The organism is Parafrankia soli (assembly GCF_001854695.1).
Lineage (GTDB): Bacteria > Actinomycetota > Actinomycetes > Frankiales > Frankiaceae > Parafrankia > Parafrankia soli.
The window spans coordinates 25,645-41,242 of sequence record NZ_MAXA01000214.1 but is presented as its reverse complement, the minus strand read 5'-3'; the positions used below and the strand labels follow the sequence as shown (position 1 = coordinate 41,242).

Here is a 15,598-nt window from a genome sequence, read left to right as displayed (position 1 = left end):
GCTGGCCCGGGTCGTTACGGCTGGATCGTGACGCCCTGGCTTTCCGGCCGCTCGTGCAGCTCGAGCTTCTCGGCCTCCGCGTCCACGGGGATGTCGAAGACGAAGGTGCCGGTGACCGTGGCACCGGGCGGGATCGTGTCCCAGATCCCGTCGTTGATCAAGTAACGGGCCAGGAAGTCGACGGTATGACGGCCGCCGTCCGAGGTGTGCAGATACTGGTTGGAGCTGCTCAGGACACGCTCGACTGTTCCCACGTTGGTGATCTTCATGTCCACCAGGCAGAACTGGCCGCTGGGGCGCCGGGCCAGGAACCCGTCGCCGAGGCGGTCCTCGCCACAACTGATCTTGTTCGCGACGAACTCGAGCTGGTCGTCGCGGACCGCTGTGCTCAGGCCCCCGCTGCGCGGTGCCGTCGGTTGCTGGGACGGCGCCTCCCGGCCGCCGGCAACCGAGGGCGCGCCCGGGTCGTCCGACCCGCCGGCGACCGAGCTGATCAGCCAGGCGGCCAGGACGACCGTGAGCGCGGCCGCGCCGAACAGGAGCACGCGGTGCCACGTGGAACGGGGCTGGCCGGTCCCAGAGGCCCCGTCTCCGGCCGGGCCTCTGGGACCGGCGGGGACGGGCGGGTGCGGCCCCTGCGCGGGTGGATGCGGCGCCGGGCCGGCACCGGCGGGGCGGAAGCCGGAGGGCCCGAATCCCGCGGGGCCGCCGCCGGTCGCCGGGTCGCGTGCCGCTCCGGGCGCCCCGGAGAAGGCCGGCGCGCCCGCCGGCGCCGGCACGGCGACACCGGACGGGCCGGCCCTGCGGCCGGCCGAGGCCCGCTCGCCGGCGGATGTCTGCGGAGCGATCCGGGTCGGCGCGAGGCCGGGCAGGGTCGTGCCCCTGGTGAGGTTCAGCAGTTCCTCGGCCTGGCCGACGGCGCTGGCGCTCGGCCGCCCGGTGCCGTCGTCCCAGCCGTCGCCGGATCGGGTGGGCGGCAGCGAGATCAGGCTCAGCAGCAGGTCGCGGGCGTTCGGGCGGTCGTCGGGGTTCTTGGCGAGGGCGGCCGCGACCAGCGCCTTCAGATCGTGCGGCAGGCCGTCCAGGGCCGGGCGGGAGCCGACGATACGGGTGCTGAGCTCCAGGTCCGTCCCGGTGCCGAACGGGTGGTGACCGGTGCCCGCGTAGGCGACCAGGATGCCCCAGGTGAACACGTCGGCCTCCGGGCCGATGGCCTGGCCGTTCACCTGCTCGGGGGCCATCCAGCCGGCGGACCCGAAGCCCCACGCGGTGGGTTTCGCCTTGGCGCCCTCGAGCGCCTGCGCGATGCCGAAGTCGATCACCCGGGGGCCGGACATCGACAGCAGCACGTTGCTCGGCTTGAGATCACGGTGGACGAGACCGGAGCCGTGGATCGCGGTCAGCGCGGTGGCCACGCCGACGGCGAGCCCGGTCAGCGTGGAGCCGCTGATCGGGCCGTTCTCCACCGCGTGGTCGAGCCGGACGCCTTCGATGAACTCGGTCACCAGGTAGGGGGCGGCGGCGTCGGGGTCGGCGTCCAGCACCTCGGCGGTGCAGAACGGCGCGACCCGGCGGGCGGCGTCGACCTCCTGCCGGAACCGCCGCCGGAACTCCTCGTCGGCGGCCAGGTCCGGGCGGACGACCTTCACCGCGACCCGGCGGCCGGCGGACTCGGCGAGGTACACCGTGCCCATCCCGCCCGCGCCCAGGCGGCGCAGCAGGCGGTACGGACCGATCGCCCGGGGTTCGTGCGGGTGCAGGACCTCACCGGGTGGCGCCATGCCACCCGGCTGCCCGCGCGCCGCCGGAGCGACGCGTTCCCCGTTGTGATCCACGATGATGTTCCACCTTCGGTGCCCGGGGTAGCGGCTCTACGCCTGTTCGCAGTCTGCACCAACGCGGCGACGGCTCCGCGCGTGCCGAAGCTATGGCCGGATTCTCCGGCCACGGCGCGGAACGCCCGGCGGGTCGGTGTCGTCGGTGTCAGAGTCGTCGATACCAGAGCGGACGGCGCAGCGGTGCGCCCCGGACCAGTCCGCATCGCGACACCCCGGACGGGAGCACCGCTGATGACCGAGACCGCTGGGCCGTGGCTGGCCTGCCCCTGGTGCGGTGGGCAGGTGCCGCTGGCGCACCTGGTGCCCTCGGACGAGGAGCCCGGCGCCGTGGTCGCGGTCTGCGCGGGCTGCGGACGCCGGGTGACGATCACCCCGCCGGACGACCCCCGGGCCTGACCGGGGGTCGCGCCTGTCAGCGCTCGAGCTCGTTGGCGACCGCGTGGACGACCTTGGCCACCTTCTGGGCCGCCCTGCGGTCGGGGTAGCGCCCGCGGCGCAGGTCGCGTTGGACGTCGTCGAGGACCTTGATCATGTCTTCGACCATGCTGTGGAGCTCGTCGGGGCTGCGCCGTGAGGCGTTCGCGGCGGCCTTGGCAACGGACGGAGGAGCACTCAGAATGCGCAGCGAGAGCGCCTGATCGCCCTTCCGGCCGGCGGCAATGCCGAACTCGACCCGATCGCCGGGCTTGAGGCGATCCACACCGGACGGCAGAGCGGCCTTGTGGACGAAGACGTCGGCGTCGCCGTCATCACGGCTGAGAAAACCGAAACCCCTGTCGACGTCGAACCACTTGACTTTGCCGGTGGGCACGGGCGACCTCGTTCTGCGTTGCGGATCGGCGGATTGACACGCGGTGACGGATTCCCAGGCTATCCGGCGCCCGCCTCATGTGTAGCCCCTTCGCGGACGATGACACCGCGTGGCCGGGGCCCGACATCGTCCCCGGATGACCACGCCGATGTTCGTCCGACACCGGACACTTCATGGCTGACTGCGGAATATGGAGCGTCTGTCCGGTAAGGCGAGTTCTTCCGGAGCCCAAGGCCGTTACAGAAGACGCATCCGGGGCAGGACCGCCGTGCGCGTGACGCGGAACGGTCGCGCTGCAGGACACAAGCGCACACGGCGCGCACCAGCGGACGCACCAGCAGGAGCACACAACGCGCAACCAGAAAGAATCGATCGTTCGGAGGAGTGAGCTCCATGTCGAAGCCCGACCGTGATCTCGACTTCCGCGACGCGGACGCTTTCGCCGAGGCCGAGGACAGCCGTCGCCGCGACGAGAACGCGCACGCCGACGGAGGTACCGCCGACGCCGCGGCGATGCGGGAGGCCGACGGCCTCTCGGTGACGCCGAGTGAGGCCGCCGCCTACCGCGAGCACGTCGAGCGGGGCGCCCGGCAGCAGGGCGAGGGCGCCCCGACCTTCTGAGGCGCTGATCCCGATCCGGGTGTCAGGCCGGCTCGGTCTGGCGCCCAGGGGCGGGAAGGAGCTCGTTCATCGAACCGGACCGGAAGCCCCGGGGATCGACCTCCGCGTGGGCGAAACCGGACTCGACGACCACCGAGACCAGATCGGGACGGGCCACCAGTCCGGCCACGTGGTCGGCATCCACCTCGATCCGGGCGACGTCCCCGAGATCGCGCACGCGCAGGTCGCGGATGTGCAGGCCGGCCGCTGCCGTGGCCACCCGCAGCGCCGTCTCGGCACGCTCCACCCGGGCGAGCCGGGCCGGGCTGACCCGCACCCCGTAGGCGATCCGGCTCGCCAGGCAGGCCGCCGCCGGCTTGTCCCAGGTGGGCAGCCCCCAGGCCCGGGACGCGGCGCGCACCTGGGCCTTGGTCAGACCGGCGTCCAGCAACGGCGTGCGCGCGCCCCGGCTGGCCGCCGCGCCGATGCCGGGCCGGAACCCCGCACGCGCGTCGTCGGCGTTGGTTCCGGTGACCACGTGCGCCAGACCCAGCTCGACGGCCAGCGGCGCGAGTGTGTCGACGAGCTCGGACTTGCAGAAGTAGCAACGGCTGGAGCTGTTGGCGCGGTAGCCCTCGTGGCTCATCTCGTCGGTCGCCGGGAACAGGTGGCGCACCCCGAGGCCGGTGGCGAAGCGGCGGGCCGCGTCGAGTTCGGCCGCGGGCAGGGACGCCGACACGGCCGTGGCCGCGACCACGGCGTCGGGGCCGAGTTCCCGCGCGGCGGCGGCCAGCAGGAAGGCGGAGTCCGCGCCGCCCGAGAAGGCGACCAGCACCGATCCGAGCTCACCCAGCCGTGCGCTGAGCGTGTCCAGGCGCCGGCGGAGCACCTCGTCCGCCAGCCAGGCCGGGAAGGCCGCCAGGTCGGGCAGGACGACGTCCGCCCCGGCCGCGGTCAGGTCGTCCGGCGGGCAGGGGCCGGTGGGCACCGCGACGGAGGCCGCCCCGCCCGCGCGCGCGCCGTGGACGTCCCCGACGTGGTCGCCGACGAAGACGTCCACGCCGTGCTCCTCGATCGCCGCGCCCTTGGTCTCGGCGAACAGCCAGCCCGCGACGTGGTCCGCTGTGATCCCGATGTGCTCCAGGCTGGCCCGGGCCAGCGGCTCGCTCTTCGCGGTCACGACCACGACCCGCCCACCGGCGCTGCGGACCGCCTCGACGGCCTCGGTGGCGTGCGGCATCGCGACGGAGACGGGCACCGCGTGCACCGCGTAGAGCTCGCGATAGCGGGCGGCCCGCCGGGCCACCTCGTCCGCCGGGAACCAGCGGGCGATCTCGTCCTCGAGCGGGGGGCCGAGACGGCGCACGGCGGCCTCGCCATCGATCGTGACGCCGGTCTCGGTGGCCAGCTCGGCGAAGGTGGCGACGATCCCGCGGCGGGCGTCCAGCAGGGTCATGTCCAGGTCGAAACCGACGACCAGGGTGGATGTTCTCCAGGGGGACACCCGGCGAGCCTAACCAGCCAGGCGGACGGGCCGCCGAAAGCCGGTAAGGTCCGCGGGTGTGACCAGGGTTGTGGTGGATGTGATGCTCAAGCCGGAGATCCTCGACCCGCAGGGCCAGGCGGTGCTCACGGCGCTGCCGCGCCTCGGCGTGGCCGGGATCAGCGGCGTTCGCCAGGGCAAGCGTTTCGAGCTGGACCTGGACGGCGAGGCCGACGCCGAGGCGCTGGCGCGCATCGAGCACCTCGCGTCGACGCTGCTGGCGAACCCGGTGATCGAGGACTATGTCGTCCGGGTGGAAGCCGACTAGGCGGAGCCGCGCCGCCGCGGTGAGCCGCGGCGGCGGCGGTCAGAGCACGGTCAGAGCACGGTGGGGGCGAGCGGGGTCTCGCTGATCATGGGGCGGCCGGCGGCCTGCCAGCCGATCATCCCGTTCACGAGGTTGCGGGCCTGCCAGCCCTCACGGGCCAGGTGCGCGGTGACGGCGGCCGACCGGCTGCCGGAACGGCACACCACGACGATCTCCCGCTCCCGGGGGACCTCGCTGATGCGGGCCAGGAAGTCGCCCATCGGGATGTGGACCGCGCCGTCGATGTGACCGGCGGCCCACTCGTCGGGCTCGCGTACGTCGACGAGCAGCGGGCCACCCTCGGCGGGCAGGTGGACGGGAAGCTCCGTCACGTTCACGGTCGGTATCTGCTGGGGACTCACAGCGCCATCCTGCCACCCGCCGCGGGGCTGGGCGGATGCGGCGTGGCGCTGGCTACCCGTCGGTGGCCAGGGCGGTGGCGGTCAGGGCGCCAGCGGGCAGCTCCGGGACGAGGCCGGCGGCGGCGGCGCGCCCGAGCAGCTCCCGGACGGCGGCGAAGCCCTCGTCCCCCAGATCGAGAGTGAAGTCGTTGACGTAGAGCTCGATGTGGGCGTTCGCGACCTCGGGGGCCATCTCCTGCGCGTGCTCGATCACGAAGGTCGCGCTGGCGGCCCGGTCGGCGAAGGCCGCGGCCACGCTGGCCCGCACGGCGGCCGACAGCGCGGCGGTGTCGAGCCCGCGGCGGGCCACGATGGCGCCGAGCGGAATCGGGAGCCCCGTCCGGCCCTCCCACCAGTCACCGAGGTCCGCCACCGCGGTCAGTCCGTAGGACGGGTAGGTGAACCGCGACTCGTGGATGACCAGCCCGGCGTCGTACTGGCCGTCCCGGACGGCGGGCATGATCCGGTCGAACGGCACGACGTTGATCGAGCCGATGCCGAGCTGCTCGGCCCACAGCCGGAACAGCAGGTAGGCGGTGGTGCGGGTGCCCGGGATGGCGACCGAGGTGCCGCGCAGGTCCGTCCGCCCGGCGGTCAGGACGAGCGGTCCGCACCCGCGGCCGAGCGCGCCGCCGGCGGTGAGCAGCGAGTAGCGGTCGAGCAGCCACGGCAGGGCCGCGTAGGAGACCTTGACCAGGTCGTCCCGGCCGTCGGCGGCGCGGGCGTTCAGCACGTCGATGTCGGCGAAGGTCGTCGACACCGCCGGGGCGCCCGGGACCAACCCGTGGATGAACGCGTGGAAGGCGAAGGTGTCGTTCGGGCACGGTGAGATGGCGAGCGTCAGCTGGTCCGGCGCCGGCGCTCCGCCCTCGCTTCCGATCGGCGGTGTACTCATGCGCGACCTCCTGGTCCGTTGCCTCCCGAGGGCCCGGGCTAGCCCGTCGGCCCCGACTCCTTCTCCGCGCGGGGGGCGGGTACCAGGCCCTCCGGGTGTGCCACGAGCGCCGCCGCCGCGGTGCGCAGGCTGCCCAGCGCGGCCTGCGTGTTCCACGCCGCGCGGTCCCGCCGGCCGACCGGGTTGCTGACCGCGCGGATCTCCGTCACCGGAACACCGAACGCACCCGCGGCAATCCCGACGGCGTACCCCTCCATCGCCTCGGCGACCGGGTCCAGCCGTGCTGTGAGCGCTGCGGCCCGCCGCTCCGTCCCGGTCACGGTCGACACAGTGAGGACGGTGCCACTCACGATTCTGCGCCCGGTGATGTCGAGAACGGTCGTCAGCCGTCGGACGAGGTCGGCGTCGGGCTGCAGGGTCGACGAGCCGAGGCCCAGGTCGTCCATGGTCAGGAACGCGCCCGCCGCCACCGGGCCCGGTGGCGGGCCGGGCTGGTACGGGGGTGCCCCGGCGGGGTGGAAGCCCAGGTTGCGGTCCATCTCGTTGATCCGGACCGGGGCTGCCGGCTCGGCCGGCTCGTCGAGTCCGGACTCGGCGCCGAGGTCCGCGGCGACCATCCGATCGGCGATCACCAGGTCGCCGACCTCAGCCCAGCCGCGGAAACCGCCTGCGATCCCCATCGAGATGACCAGCCCGAACGGCTCGCCGGCCGCGCTCGCGACCGCCAGGGCGACGGCCGTCCCGGCCGCGGACGCCGGACCAGCCGGGCCGGCGGCGAGAACGGTCACCGGACCGCGCCGGCGCCCGACGTAGGGCCCGAGGGTCGAGGTGGTCAGCAACTGCCGGTCCCAGTCGGGCGAGACCAGGCCGCCGGGCCCGGACGGAGTGCGCGAGCGGCCGCGCGACCAACTCCCCATCAGACCGGCGCACACCGCGTCCGCCTCGGCGTTCACCGCGGTGACGATGAGGGTGCGGGTCATGACCTGCTCAAGATCATGGTTTGGACGTGTCCTCGTCTTCCGTCGCGCCGTTGGGGCGCCGGTCTGCGACCAGGCCACCGTGCCGGACGGCGCAGTGACGGCACGATCCCTGTGATGTGGTGCAAACCGGACTTAGTTGACGGACCCTAGCACCGCGATCGACCCTCCGTGGTTCCGAGCACCCGCTGTGATCTGGCGCTCACGGTTATCTCCAGGCGCGGCGGGTGGCCTGCCCTGGGGGAGCTATCGTGGCCGGTCGCGGCGCCAGCGGCCGCGGCGGGCGGAGCCGTTCGGAGGGTCGGGATCCTCCAGTGTCCGCGGCACCGCGGGGGTGGGCAAACCGGGCTGCGCCTCCCCCGCCGCGCCCGGCCCGGGTGTCCCGCCTGCGCCCGGCCCCGGCGGCCTGTCCTGGACCGGTTCCTGCTGGTACGACTGCTGTCGGTCCTGCTGGTAGCCGTTCTGCTGGTAGCCGTTCTGCTGGTGGCCCGGTTGCCCGGAGTCCAGCTGGTAGGGCTGCTGATAGGCATGGTGCAGCTGCGGTGCCGGGCCGTACGCGCCGCCCGGGCCCTCGGCCGCCGCCGGCCCGGGGACGGGCGGGTGCCCCAGCGGGTTCGTAGCGTCGGGATCGCCGCCGGCCCACTGTCCGCCGCCGGCGGGCCCCCGCCAACTGACCGGGACGTCGGCCCGCGGATCGGGGGCATACCAGCCGTTCATGGAACCCGTGGGCACCGCACCCGCGGGTGCGGTGCTGACCGGTGGGGGACCGACTGCGGTGGGGTCGGTCGCTGTGGGATCGGCGACAGCGTGGTCGGTTGTCGCGTAGCCGGTTGTCGCGTAGCCGGCCGGCGCGGGAACGGTGTCGGCGACGGGCGCGGACGGCTGCGCCGGTGCCTGCGGGCCCGGCCACGGCGGCTTGGCGCCGGTGGTCTCCCGGGCCGTGGGCCGGTGGCGCTCGCGGGCCTGGCGGCGGGCCTCCCGCAGCGCCCGGGACTGCAGGACGAGGGCCAGCCCGACCGCCGCCGCGGCGAGCGCGAAGCCGAGCGTGCCCGGCATCTCGATCAGCCCGAACGCGCCGCCGGTCACCCAGCCGAGCTGCAGCGCAGTCTCGGAGCGGGCGAAGGCCGAGCCCCGGGTGTCCTCGACGATGTCGCGCTGGATTATGGCGTCCAGCGCCAGCTTGGCCATCGAGCCCGCCGTCATCGCCAGCAGGGCCGCGACCAGCGAGGTGAACCGGGTGTACGTCACCGCGGCGACGAGGCATCCGCTCGCCGCCAGCAGCAGGCCCAGCATGAGAATTCCCTCGGGACGCCGGCGCCCGAGCCGCCCGCCGATGAGGACGCCGATTCCGCTGCCGAATCCCGCCGTCGCCGCGAGGGCGCCGAGCCACAGGTTGTTGCCGCCGTTCGTCCGCAGCAGGAATGCCAGGTAAAAGGTGAGGAAGCCCACCAGTCCGCGCAGGACCAGCGTCGCCCGCAACGCGACGGGCAGCGCGCCGAGCGCCGCGGCGAACCGGGTGCGCAGGTTGCCCCGCCGGCGCGGGCCGGTGAGCTCGCGCAGCGTCCGCTCACCGGCCGCGGAGTCGACGTGGCCGGGCAGGTTGAAGGCCAGCAGCACCCCGGCCATGTAGATCAGCGCGCACACCCGCAGGACCCACGGATAGCCGACGAACGGGATGTTGGCCAGCCCGAGGCCGACCGGGGCGACGATCGCGCCGGCGACGATGTTGACCAGGGAGATCCGGGAGTTGACCTTGACCAGGGTCATCTCCGGCGGCGTGACTCGCGGCACGACGGCGCTGCGGGCGACGCCGAACGCCCGCGACAGGACGAGCAGCCCGAGGGCGAGCGGGTAGACCGCGAGCCCGTCCAGCGCGCCGGCCAGCTGCCAGGCCAGCAGGCACCGCCCGAGGCAGATGGCCGCGAGCGCGGTGCGCCGCCCGTAGGCCACCCTGTCCAGCAGCGGCCCCACGACCGGGGCCAGCAGGGCGAACGGCACCATCGTGATCAGTAGGTAAAGTGCCACCTTGGACCGGGCCTCGCCGGTCGGCACCGCGAAGAACAGCGAGCCGGCCAGCGCCACCGTGACGAGCGCGTCGCCCGCCGCGTTGACGAAAGACAACTCGGTCAGCGAGGACAGCCCGGACTGTTGCGCGCCGTCGCGGCGAATGGTCGCACGCAGGCGGTTGAGTCCTTCGGTGAGCGTGCTTCCCGGCTTCACTCTGCCGAGTGTCCTCGCCAGTACCGCTCGAGACCACGACCACATCGGGCGGGGCGACCGTCGTTGGGTGAGAATACGTGCCGTGGAAGCACTAGAAGTTCGTTCCGAGTCGGCTGGGGCCCGTGGGTCCCGGGGTTCGTCGGATGGTGCCGGCGTTCCCCCCGCTGGCACTGCGACGGATCACAGTGAGGCCACGGCGCCGTCCCCCGCGGACGAGAAGCCACGCCGGCCCGTGCGCCGGTCGTCGCGCCGTACGCGGGCGGCAGCGGCCGAGCCCACTCCCCCGACGCCACCTGACGCGCCAGCCTCCGCCGCCGACGCATCGGGTGACCCGCCCGCCGGTGGGCCGCCCGCCGGTGACCCGCCCGCCGGTGGGCCGGCTGATGCGTCCGTCGACGTTCCGGCTGGTGCGGTGTCGGGGCACGAAAGTGCGGTGCCCGGGACATCCGAGCCCGAAACCCCCGCGCCGGCGGCGCGGGCGCGGATCGCGCGGACGGGACGTCTGCTGCGGGAGCCCGTCCTCGACGCGGTGTGCGCCGGCGCGGTGGACCTCGCCCGTGCCGCGGCCGAGGAGGAGGCCGATTCGCCCGCAGAGGTCGGCAGGCACCTCGGTGTCGAGGCCGAGGCGGAGCGGCTCGTCCTGCACCGGTTCGAGTGCCTCTCCCGCGCCTACGTCGGCTGGACCTGGACCGTCGTCGTCGCGCGTGCGTCGCGCATCCGGAAGGCGACCGTCAACGACGTCATACTGACGCCGGGCGAGGGCGCGGTGCTCGCCCCGGCCTGGGTGCCCTGGTCCGAGCGCCTGCGGCCGGGTGACGTCGGCGTGGGCGACCTGCTCCCGACGGCCGTGGACGACCCCCGGCTGGCGCTGCGGGCGAGTGACGCGGAGGAGATCGACGACCCCGAGGCCTGGATGGGGCTCGGGATCGGCCGCCCCCGGATGCTGTCGACCTTCGGCCGGGAGGAAGCCGCCGAGCGCTGGTACGGCGGTGACTCCGGGCCGGACGCGTCCATCGCCAAGGTCGCGCCGGCGGCCTGCCTGACCTGCGGCTTCCATGTCCGGCTCGTCGGTGCGCTCGGCCGCCTGTTCGGGGTGTGCGCGAACGAGCTCGCCCCGGATGACGGCCGGGTCACAGCCGTCGACCACGGCTGCGGAGCCCATTCGGAGGCGCTGATCGCGCCCTCGGCGCATCCGGAGTCGGTCCCCTTCGACGAGGACCCCTCCGACCTGACTCCGACCGACATCGAGCTGGTCGGGGTGGCCGCGCACTCCCCGGGCTCAGTCCCGGACCAGCCCCCCGGCACCGCCGACGCCGACGCCGGCCCGGAGCCCTACGGCCACTCCTGATCTGGTCGGGCACCTGCTGTCGGGCCGGGCGAAATGATGTGTGGCGATTGAGTGAGTCCATGGACTCACTCAATCGCCACGGTTTTTTTGGGTGTCCGGAAGCCGATGATTTGTCGGGCTGGCTTGGCTTGGGTGTGGGTGTGGGTGTGGGTGGCGGATGTTGGTCGCCAGGAAGGGGCTTGTGGGCGCGTTTCTGGTTGTTTTGTAAGGCTCAATTCAATTGTTTGAACCGGACATCGACCGCGCCGCGTCCGGGCCCGCACCGACCCGCATTCGGGCCGTGGCCTCAGGCTCCGCGGCCGAACAGGCGGGGCAGCGTGCCCTCGTGGGCCGCCCGCAGCTCGTCCAGCGGTATGGCGAACTCGCCGGCGACGTTCAGGCTTCCGCTTCCGCTGCCGCGGTCGGCTTCGCCGTCGGTCACGACGCCGATCTGCCGGCACGGCAGGCCCCGGTCCGCGCACAGCCGCGCGAAACGGTCCTGCTCGGCGGCGGGGACGGCGACGACCGCCCGTCCGGCCGATTCGCTGAACAGCTCGACGAACGCGTCCGCCCCGGCGGGCAGCTCGATCCGTGCCCCGTGCCCGCCCTGCAGGCAGGATTCGACCAGCGCCTGGGCGAGCCCGCCCTCGGAGAGGTCGTGGGCCGCGGTGAGCAGCCCTTCGCGGGAGCCCCCGACGAGGATCTCGCCGAGCAGCTTCTCCCGTTCCAGGTCGACGGCCGGCGGCGTCCCGCCGAGATGGCCGTGGGTCGCCCAAGCCCACTCGGAGCCGCCGAACTCGTCCCGGGTGTCGCCCAGCAGGAGCAGCGCGTCGCCCTCGTCCGTGAAGCCGATGGGGGTGCGGCGAGTGACGTCGTCGAACAGGCCGAGCACGCCGACGACCGGCGTCGGATGGATCGGCGCCGAGCCGGTCTGGTTGTAGAAGGACACGTTCCCGCCGGTGACCGGCAGGCCGAGCCGCCGGCAGGCGTCGGCGAGCCCGGCGCAGGCCTGGGCGAACTGCCACATGACCTCCGGGTCCTCGGGGGAGCCGAAGTTCAGGCAGTTGGTCACCGCGATCGGCTCGGCGCCGGCCGCGGTGACGTTGCGGCACGCTTCGGCCAGGGCGAGCTGCGCCCCGGCGAACGGGTCCAGCCGGGCGTAGCGGCCGTTGCCGTCGGTGGCCAGCGCGATGCCGAGCCCGGAGGCCGACAGCCGCAGGACGCCGGCGTCCTCGGGCTGGGCCAGCACCGTGTTGGCCTGCACGTACCGGTCGTACTGCTCGGTCACCCAGGCCCGCGAGCACAGGTTCGGGGAGGCGATCATCCGCAGCAGGGTCGCCCGCAGCGCGTCGCCGGTGCGCGGCCGTTCCAGGGCGGACGGCGTGTCCGCCCGCAGCAGGTCGAGGTCGACCGGGCGGCGCATCGGGCGTTCGTAGACCGGCCCGTCGTCGGCGAGTGAGCCCGGCGGGACGTCCACGACGACCTCGCCGTGCCAGCGGACGACGAGGCGGCCGCTGTCGGTCACCGTGCCGATGTTGGTGGCGATCACGCCCCACCGCTCGGCGAGCGCCAGCACCTCGGGCAGCGCGTCCGGGGTGACGATGGCCAGCATCCGCTCCTGGGACTCGCTGGCCAGGACCTCGTGCGCCGCCATCGACGCCTCGCGCAGCGGTACGAGGTCGAGGTCGACCTCCATGCCGCCGGGCTGGCCGGTGGCGATGCCGGCGGCGGTCGTCTCGGTGAGCGCGCAGGTCAGGCCGGCCCCGCCGAGGTCCTGGATGCCGGTGACCAGGCCGCGGTCGAACAGCTCCAGGCAGCACTCGATGAGGATCTTCTCAGTGAACGGGTCCCCGACCTGCACGGACGGCCGCCGGGCCGGGCCGCCGCCCTCGTCGAAGGTGGCCGAGGCGAGCACCGAGACGCCGCCGATGCCGTCCCGGCCGGTTTTCGCGCCGAGCAGCACCACGGCGTTGCCGACCCCGGTGGCGGCGGAGGTCTGCACCCGCCCGACCGGCATCACGCCGACGCACAGGGCGTTGACCAGCGGGTTCCCGCCGTACACCGGGTCGAAGACGACTTCGCCGCCGATGGTCGGCAGGCCCAGGCAGTTGCCGTAGCCGCCGATGCCGGCGACCACGCCGGGCAGCACCCGGGCGGTGTCGGGGGCGTCGGCGGCGCCGAAGCGCAGCGGGTCGAGGATCCCGATCGGCCGGGCCCCCATGGTCAGGATGTCGCGGACGATGCCGCCGACACCGGTCGCCGCGCCCTGGTACGGCTCGACGAAGCTCGGGTGGTTGTGCGACTCGACCTTGAAGGTGACGGCCAGGCCCTCGCCGACATCCACCACGCCGGCGTTCTCACCCATGCCGACCAGGAGCCGGTCTGTGGCCGGAGTGTCCCGGAACTGGCGCAGGTGCACCTTGGACGACTTGTACGAGCAGTGCTCGCTCCACATCACCGAGTACATGGCCAGCTCGGCGTCGGTGGGGACCCGGCCGAGGGTGGCGACGATCCGCTCGTACTCGTCGTCGGTCAGGCCCAGCTCGCGGTAGGGCTGGCGGTCGACGGTGCCCTCGCCCGGGCCGTCGGCCTGGTCGTCGGGGCTGGTCGTGGGGGCGGAAGGCGTTCCGGTCACGCCCCCATCCTGGCGGATGCGCGCCGGTCGGGTGGCGGCGACGCCGCGGGCGCCACCCCCGGCCCACCACAGAGCCCACCGAAGGGACGGCGGCTCGTCCCGCCGAGGCCCGGCTGGGCGCGCGGCTGGTCGGCCGCTGGTCGGTGACCGGTCAGCTGTCCAGCAGGCCCTTCTCGGCCAGGAAGTCGTGCGCGACCTCCTCGGACTTCTCCCGCTCCGCGTCCACCCTCTTGTTCAGCTCGGCCAGGTCCGCCGTCGTGAGCACCGGCGCCAGCGCGTTCAGTGCCGAGGTGATCTCCGGGGCGAGCGAGTCGGTGTTCACGATCGGCACCAGGTTGTCGGCGTTCTGGAGCTTCTTGTCGTCGGTCAGCACGACCAGGTTGTAGTCGTTGACGGTGGCGTCGGTGGTGAGCACCAGGCCGAGCTGCGCGGTGTTGTCCCGTACCGCGGCCTTGGTCTGGGCGGTCGCCACACCGGTTTCGACGATCTCGGAGATCTCGATCCCGTAGGTCTTCTCCAACCCGGGCTGGCAGAACGGGCGGGTCGCGCACTCGGCGCCCGCAGCGAGCTTCACTGTCAGGCCACTGGCACCCAGGTCGGTCAGGGTCGTCAGGTGGTGCTCCGCGGCAAAGGACCTGCTCACCGCGAAGGCATTCTGGTCGACCGCGTCGGCCGGCTCGAGCACGCTCAGGCCCAGCCCCTTCGCGAGGCGGCGCAGCCCGGCCAGCGACGCGTTCAGGTCCGACGACGAGACCGAGGCGGCTCCGGAGCCGTTGACCTGGGAGTTCAGCAGGTCGGCGTAGGTCGCCACATACTGCGGCATGGCGTCGATCTGCCCGCTCTCCAGGGAGGACTGGGCGATCTCGGTGCTCTGCACCGAGGTCCGCTCGACCTTGTAGCCGGCGTTGGTGAGCAGTTCGCCGTACATGTCGGCGAGGATCTTGCTCTCGGTGAAGCCGGCGTCGGCGACGGTGAGTGAACCAAGGCCGGCGCCGCCGGAGCCGTCGCCGCAGGCCGCAGTGGTCAGCGCGAGAGCCAGCATGGCCGCCGCCGCGGCACCCACCCGGCGCCGGCCGGCACGGCGCGGACACGGGCGGATCCGTCGGGTGCGTCGGGTGCGCCGGCGCACGGCCTGCCCAGCCTCTGCCGCCACCGACGTTGGTTCGCTCACGTTCGCCGACCCCATCCCTCGTCCTGTCGCCGTTGTCGTTGGCGTGCGGCCCGGCCCCGCCCCGGGTCACCCTGCCGTGCGACCAGTTGCCAGTGCAACCCAGACCGGCCGTTGTCACCAGGACGACCGCAACTCGGGAACCCCGGCCGACGGCGACCTGCCGGACGTCCGCGTGGGCCAGGGCCGTCACGCTCCGGCGCGGACCCGCCCGGTGGAGCCGCCGCGGGGGGCCACGAGCCGCTGCGCGCACAGCAGGACGGCGTCCACCGCCAGCGCGAGCACGGCCACCAGCACCGCGCCGCCGACGACCTTGGGATCGTCGTGCTGGGCCAGGCCGTCCACCACGAACCGGCCGAGGCCGCCGCCGCCGGTCAGCGCGGCGATGGTCGCCGTCCCGACGACCTGCACCGCCGCCAGCCGCAGCCCGATTATGATCATCGGCGCGGCCAGCGGGAGCTCGACACCGCGCAGGATCTGCCAGCCGGACATGCCCATCCCACGGGCGGCCTCGCGGGCGTCACCGTCGATCTCCCGGACGCCCACGTAGCTGTTCGTGACCAGCGGGGCGAGCGCGAAGAGGGTGAGCGCCGCGATCGTCGTCGTGTCGCCGATGCCGAGCGGTCCGATCGCCAGCAGCACGAGCACGGCGAAGGTGGGCACCGCGCGTCCGATGTTCGAGATGTTGATCGCCAGGGTGCCGCCGCGGCCGGCGTGGCCGAGGGCCGTTCCGAGTGGCAGCGTCAGGGCGGCGGCGATCCCGACAGACGCGCCGCTGAGCACGAGGTGCTCGCCGAGCCGGGCGAGGATCCCCTCGGGGCCGGACCAGTTGGCGCCGTCCGACAGCCACGACGTCGTCTTGGTGATCATGCTCAT

14 protein-coding genes are annotated in these 15,598 nt (G+C 73.7%); 4 read left to right on the top strand and 10 right to left on the bottom strand.

Going from position 1 to position 15,598, the window contains the following annotated elements; translation table 11 throughout:
• Positions 1–14: 14 nt before the first annotated feature.
• The gene (locus BBK14_RS17800) at positions 15–1,835 is read right to left on the bottom strand and encodes a protein kinase domain-containing protein (RefSeq protein ID WP_071063964.1); all 1,821 of its coding nucleotides are present in this window, start codon (positions 1,833–1,835) and stop codon (positions 15–17) included.
• Positions 1,836–2,069: 234 nt separating this feature from the next.
• On the opposite strand from BBK14_RS17800, the gene BBK14_RS38980 reads away from it, so the two are divergent.
• Positions 2,070–2,234, top strand: a complete 165-nt coding sequence (locus tag BBK14_RS38980) for a hypothetical protein (RefSeq protein WP_165938627.1) — start codon at positions 2,070–2,072, stop codon at positions 2,232–2,234.
• A 16-nt stretch (positions 2,235–2,250) separates the two neighbouring features.
• On the opposite strand, the gene BBK14_RS17795 is transcribed toward BBK14_RS38980, so the two are convergent.
• Complete coding sequence (locus BBK14_RS17795; RefSeq protein WP_012157590.1) at positions 2,251–2,649, bottom strand: cold-shock protein; 399 nt, start codon at positions 2,647–2,649, stop codon at positions 2,251–2,253.
• Between the two features lie 393 nt (positions 2,650–3,042).
• On the opposite strand from BBK14_RS17795, the gene BBK14_RS17790 reads away from it, so the two are divergent.
• Positions 3,043–3,270, top strand: a complete 228-nt coding sequence (locus tag BBK14_RS17790; RefSeq protein ID WP_071063962.1) for a hypothetical protein — start codon at positions 3,043–3,045, stop codon at positions 3,268–3,270.
• A gap of 22 nt (positions 3,271–3,292) precedes the next feature.
• On the opposite strand, the gene larE is transcribed toward BBK14_RS17790, so the two are convergent.
• The gene (gene larE, locus BBK14_RS17785; protein ID WP_275078499.1) at positions 3,293–4,753 is read right to left on the bottom strand and encodes an ATP-dependent sacrificial sulfur transferase LarE; all 1,461 of its coding nucleotides are present in this window, start codon (positions 4,751–4,753) and stop codon (positions 3,293–3,295) included.
• A 58-nt stretch (positions 4,754–4,811) separates the two neighbouring features.
• Between larE and purS the strand changes: the two genes are divergently transcribed.
• Positions 4,812–5,060, top strand: a complete 249-nt coding sequence (purS, locus tag BBK14_RS17780) for a phosphoribosylformylglycinamidine synthase subunit PurS (RefSeq protein WP_083391041.1) — start codon at positions 4,812–4,814, stop codon at positions 5,058–5,060.
• Positions 5,061–5,110: 50 nt separating this feature from the next.
• On the opposite strand, the gene BBK14_RS17775 is transcribed toward purS, so the two are convergent.
• The 4 genes from BBK14_RS17775 to BBK14_RS17760 form a co-directional block, all read right to left on the bottom strand.
• Positions 5,111–5,461, bottom strand: coding sequence for a rhodanese-like domain-containing protein (locus BBK14_RS17775; protein ID WP_071063959.1), 351 nt, complete (start codon positions 5,459–5,461; stop codon positions 5,111–5,113).
• A 52-nt stretch (positions 5,462–5,513) separates the two neighbouring features.
• Positions 5,514–6,395, bottom strand: a complete 882-nt coding sequence (locus BBK14_RS17770) for a 1,4-dihydroxy-6-naphtoate synthase (RefSeq protein WP_071063957.1) — start codon at positions 6,393–6,395, stop codon at positions 5,514–5,516.
• 38 nt (positions 6,396–6,433) lie between these two features.
• On the bottom strand, positions 6,434–7,375 hold the full coding sequence (mqnB, locus tag BBK14_RS17765) for a futalosine hydrolase (RefSeq protein ID WP_012157596.1): 942 nt from the start codon (positions 7,373–7,375) through the stop codon (positions 6,434–6,436).
• Between the two features lie 243 nt (positions 7,376–7,618).
• Entirely contained in the window at positions 7,619–9,637 is a 2,019-nt protein-coding gene (locus BBK14_RS17760) for an MFS transporter (protein ID WP_420849172.1), read from the bottom strand.
• Between the two features lie 388 nt (positions 9,638–10,025).
• Between BBK14_RS17760 and BBK14_RS17755 the strand changes: the two genes are divergently transcribed.
• Entirely contained in the window at positions 10,026–10,940 is a 915-nt protein-coding gene (locus BBK14_RS17755) for a DUF3027 domain-containing protein (protein WP_241831624.1), read from the top strand.
• Between the two features lie 286 nt (positions 10,941–11,226).
• Here BBK14_RS17755 and purL read toward each other — a convergent pair whose 3' ends face one another.
• The 3 genes from purL to BBK14_RS17740 form a co-directional block, all read right to left on the bottom strand.
• On the bottom strand, positions 11,227–13,554 hold the full coding sequence (gene purL / locus BBK14_RS17750) for a phosphoribosylformylglycinamidine synthase subunit PurL (protein WP_071063951.1): 2,328 nt from the start codon (positions 13,552–13,554) through the stop codon (positions 11,227–11,229).
• Positions 13,555–13,705: 151 nt separating this feature from the next.
• Complete coding sequence (locus BBK14_RS17745) at positions 13,706–14,740, bottom strand: ABC transporter substrate-binding protein (protein WP_083391040.1); 1,035 nt, start codon at positions 14,738–14,740, stop codon at positions 13,706–13,708.
• 171 nt (positions 14,741–14,911) lie between these two features.
• Complete coding sequence (locus BBK14_RS17740) at positions 14,912–15,598, bottom strand: ABC transporter permease (protein ID WP_071063949.1); 687 nt, start codon at positions 15,596–15,598, stop codon at positions 14,912–14,914.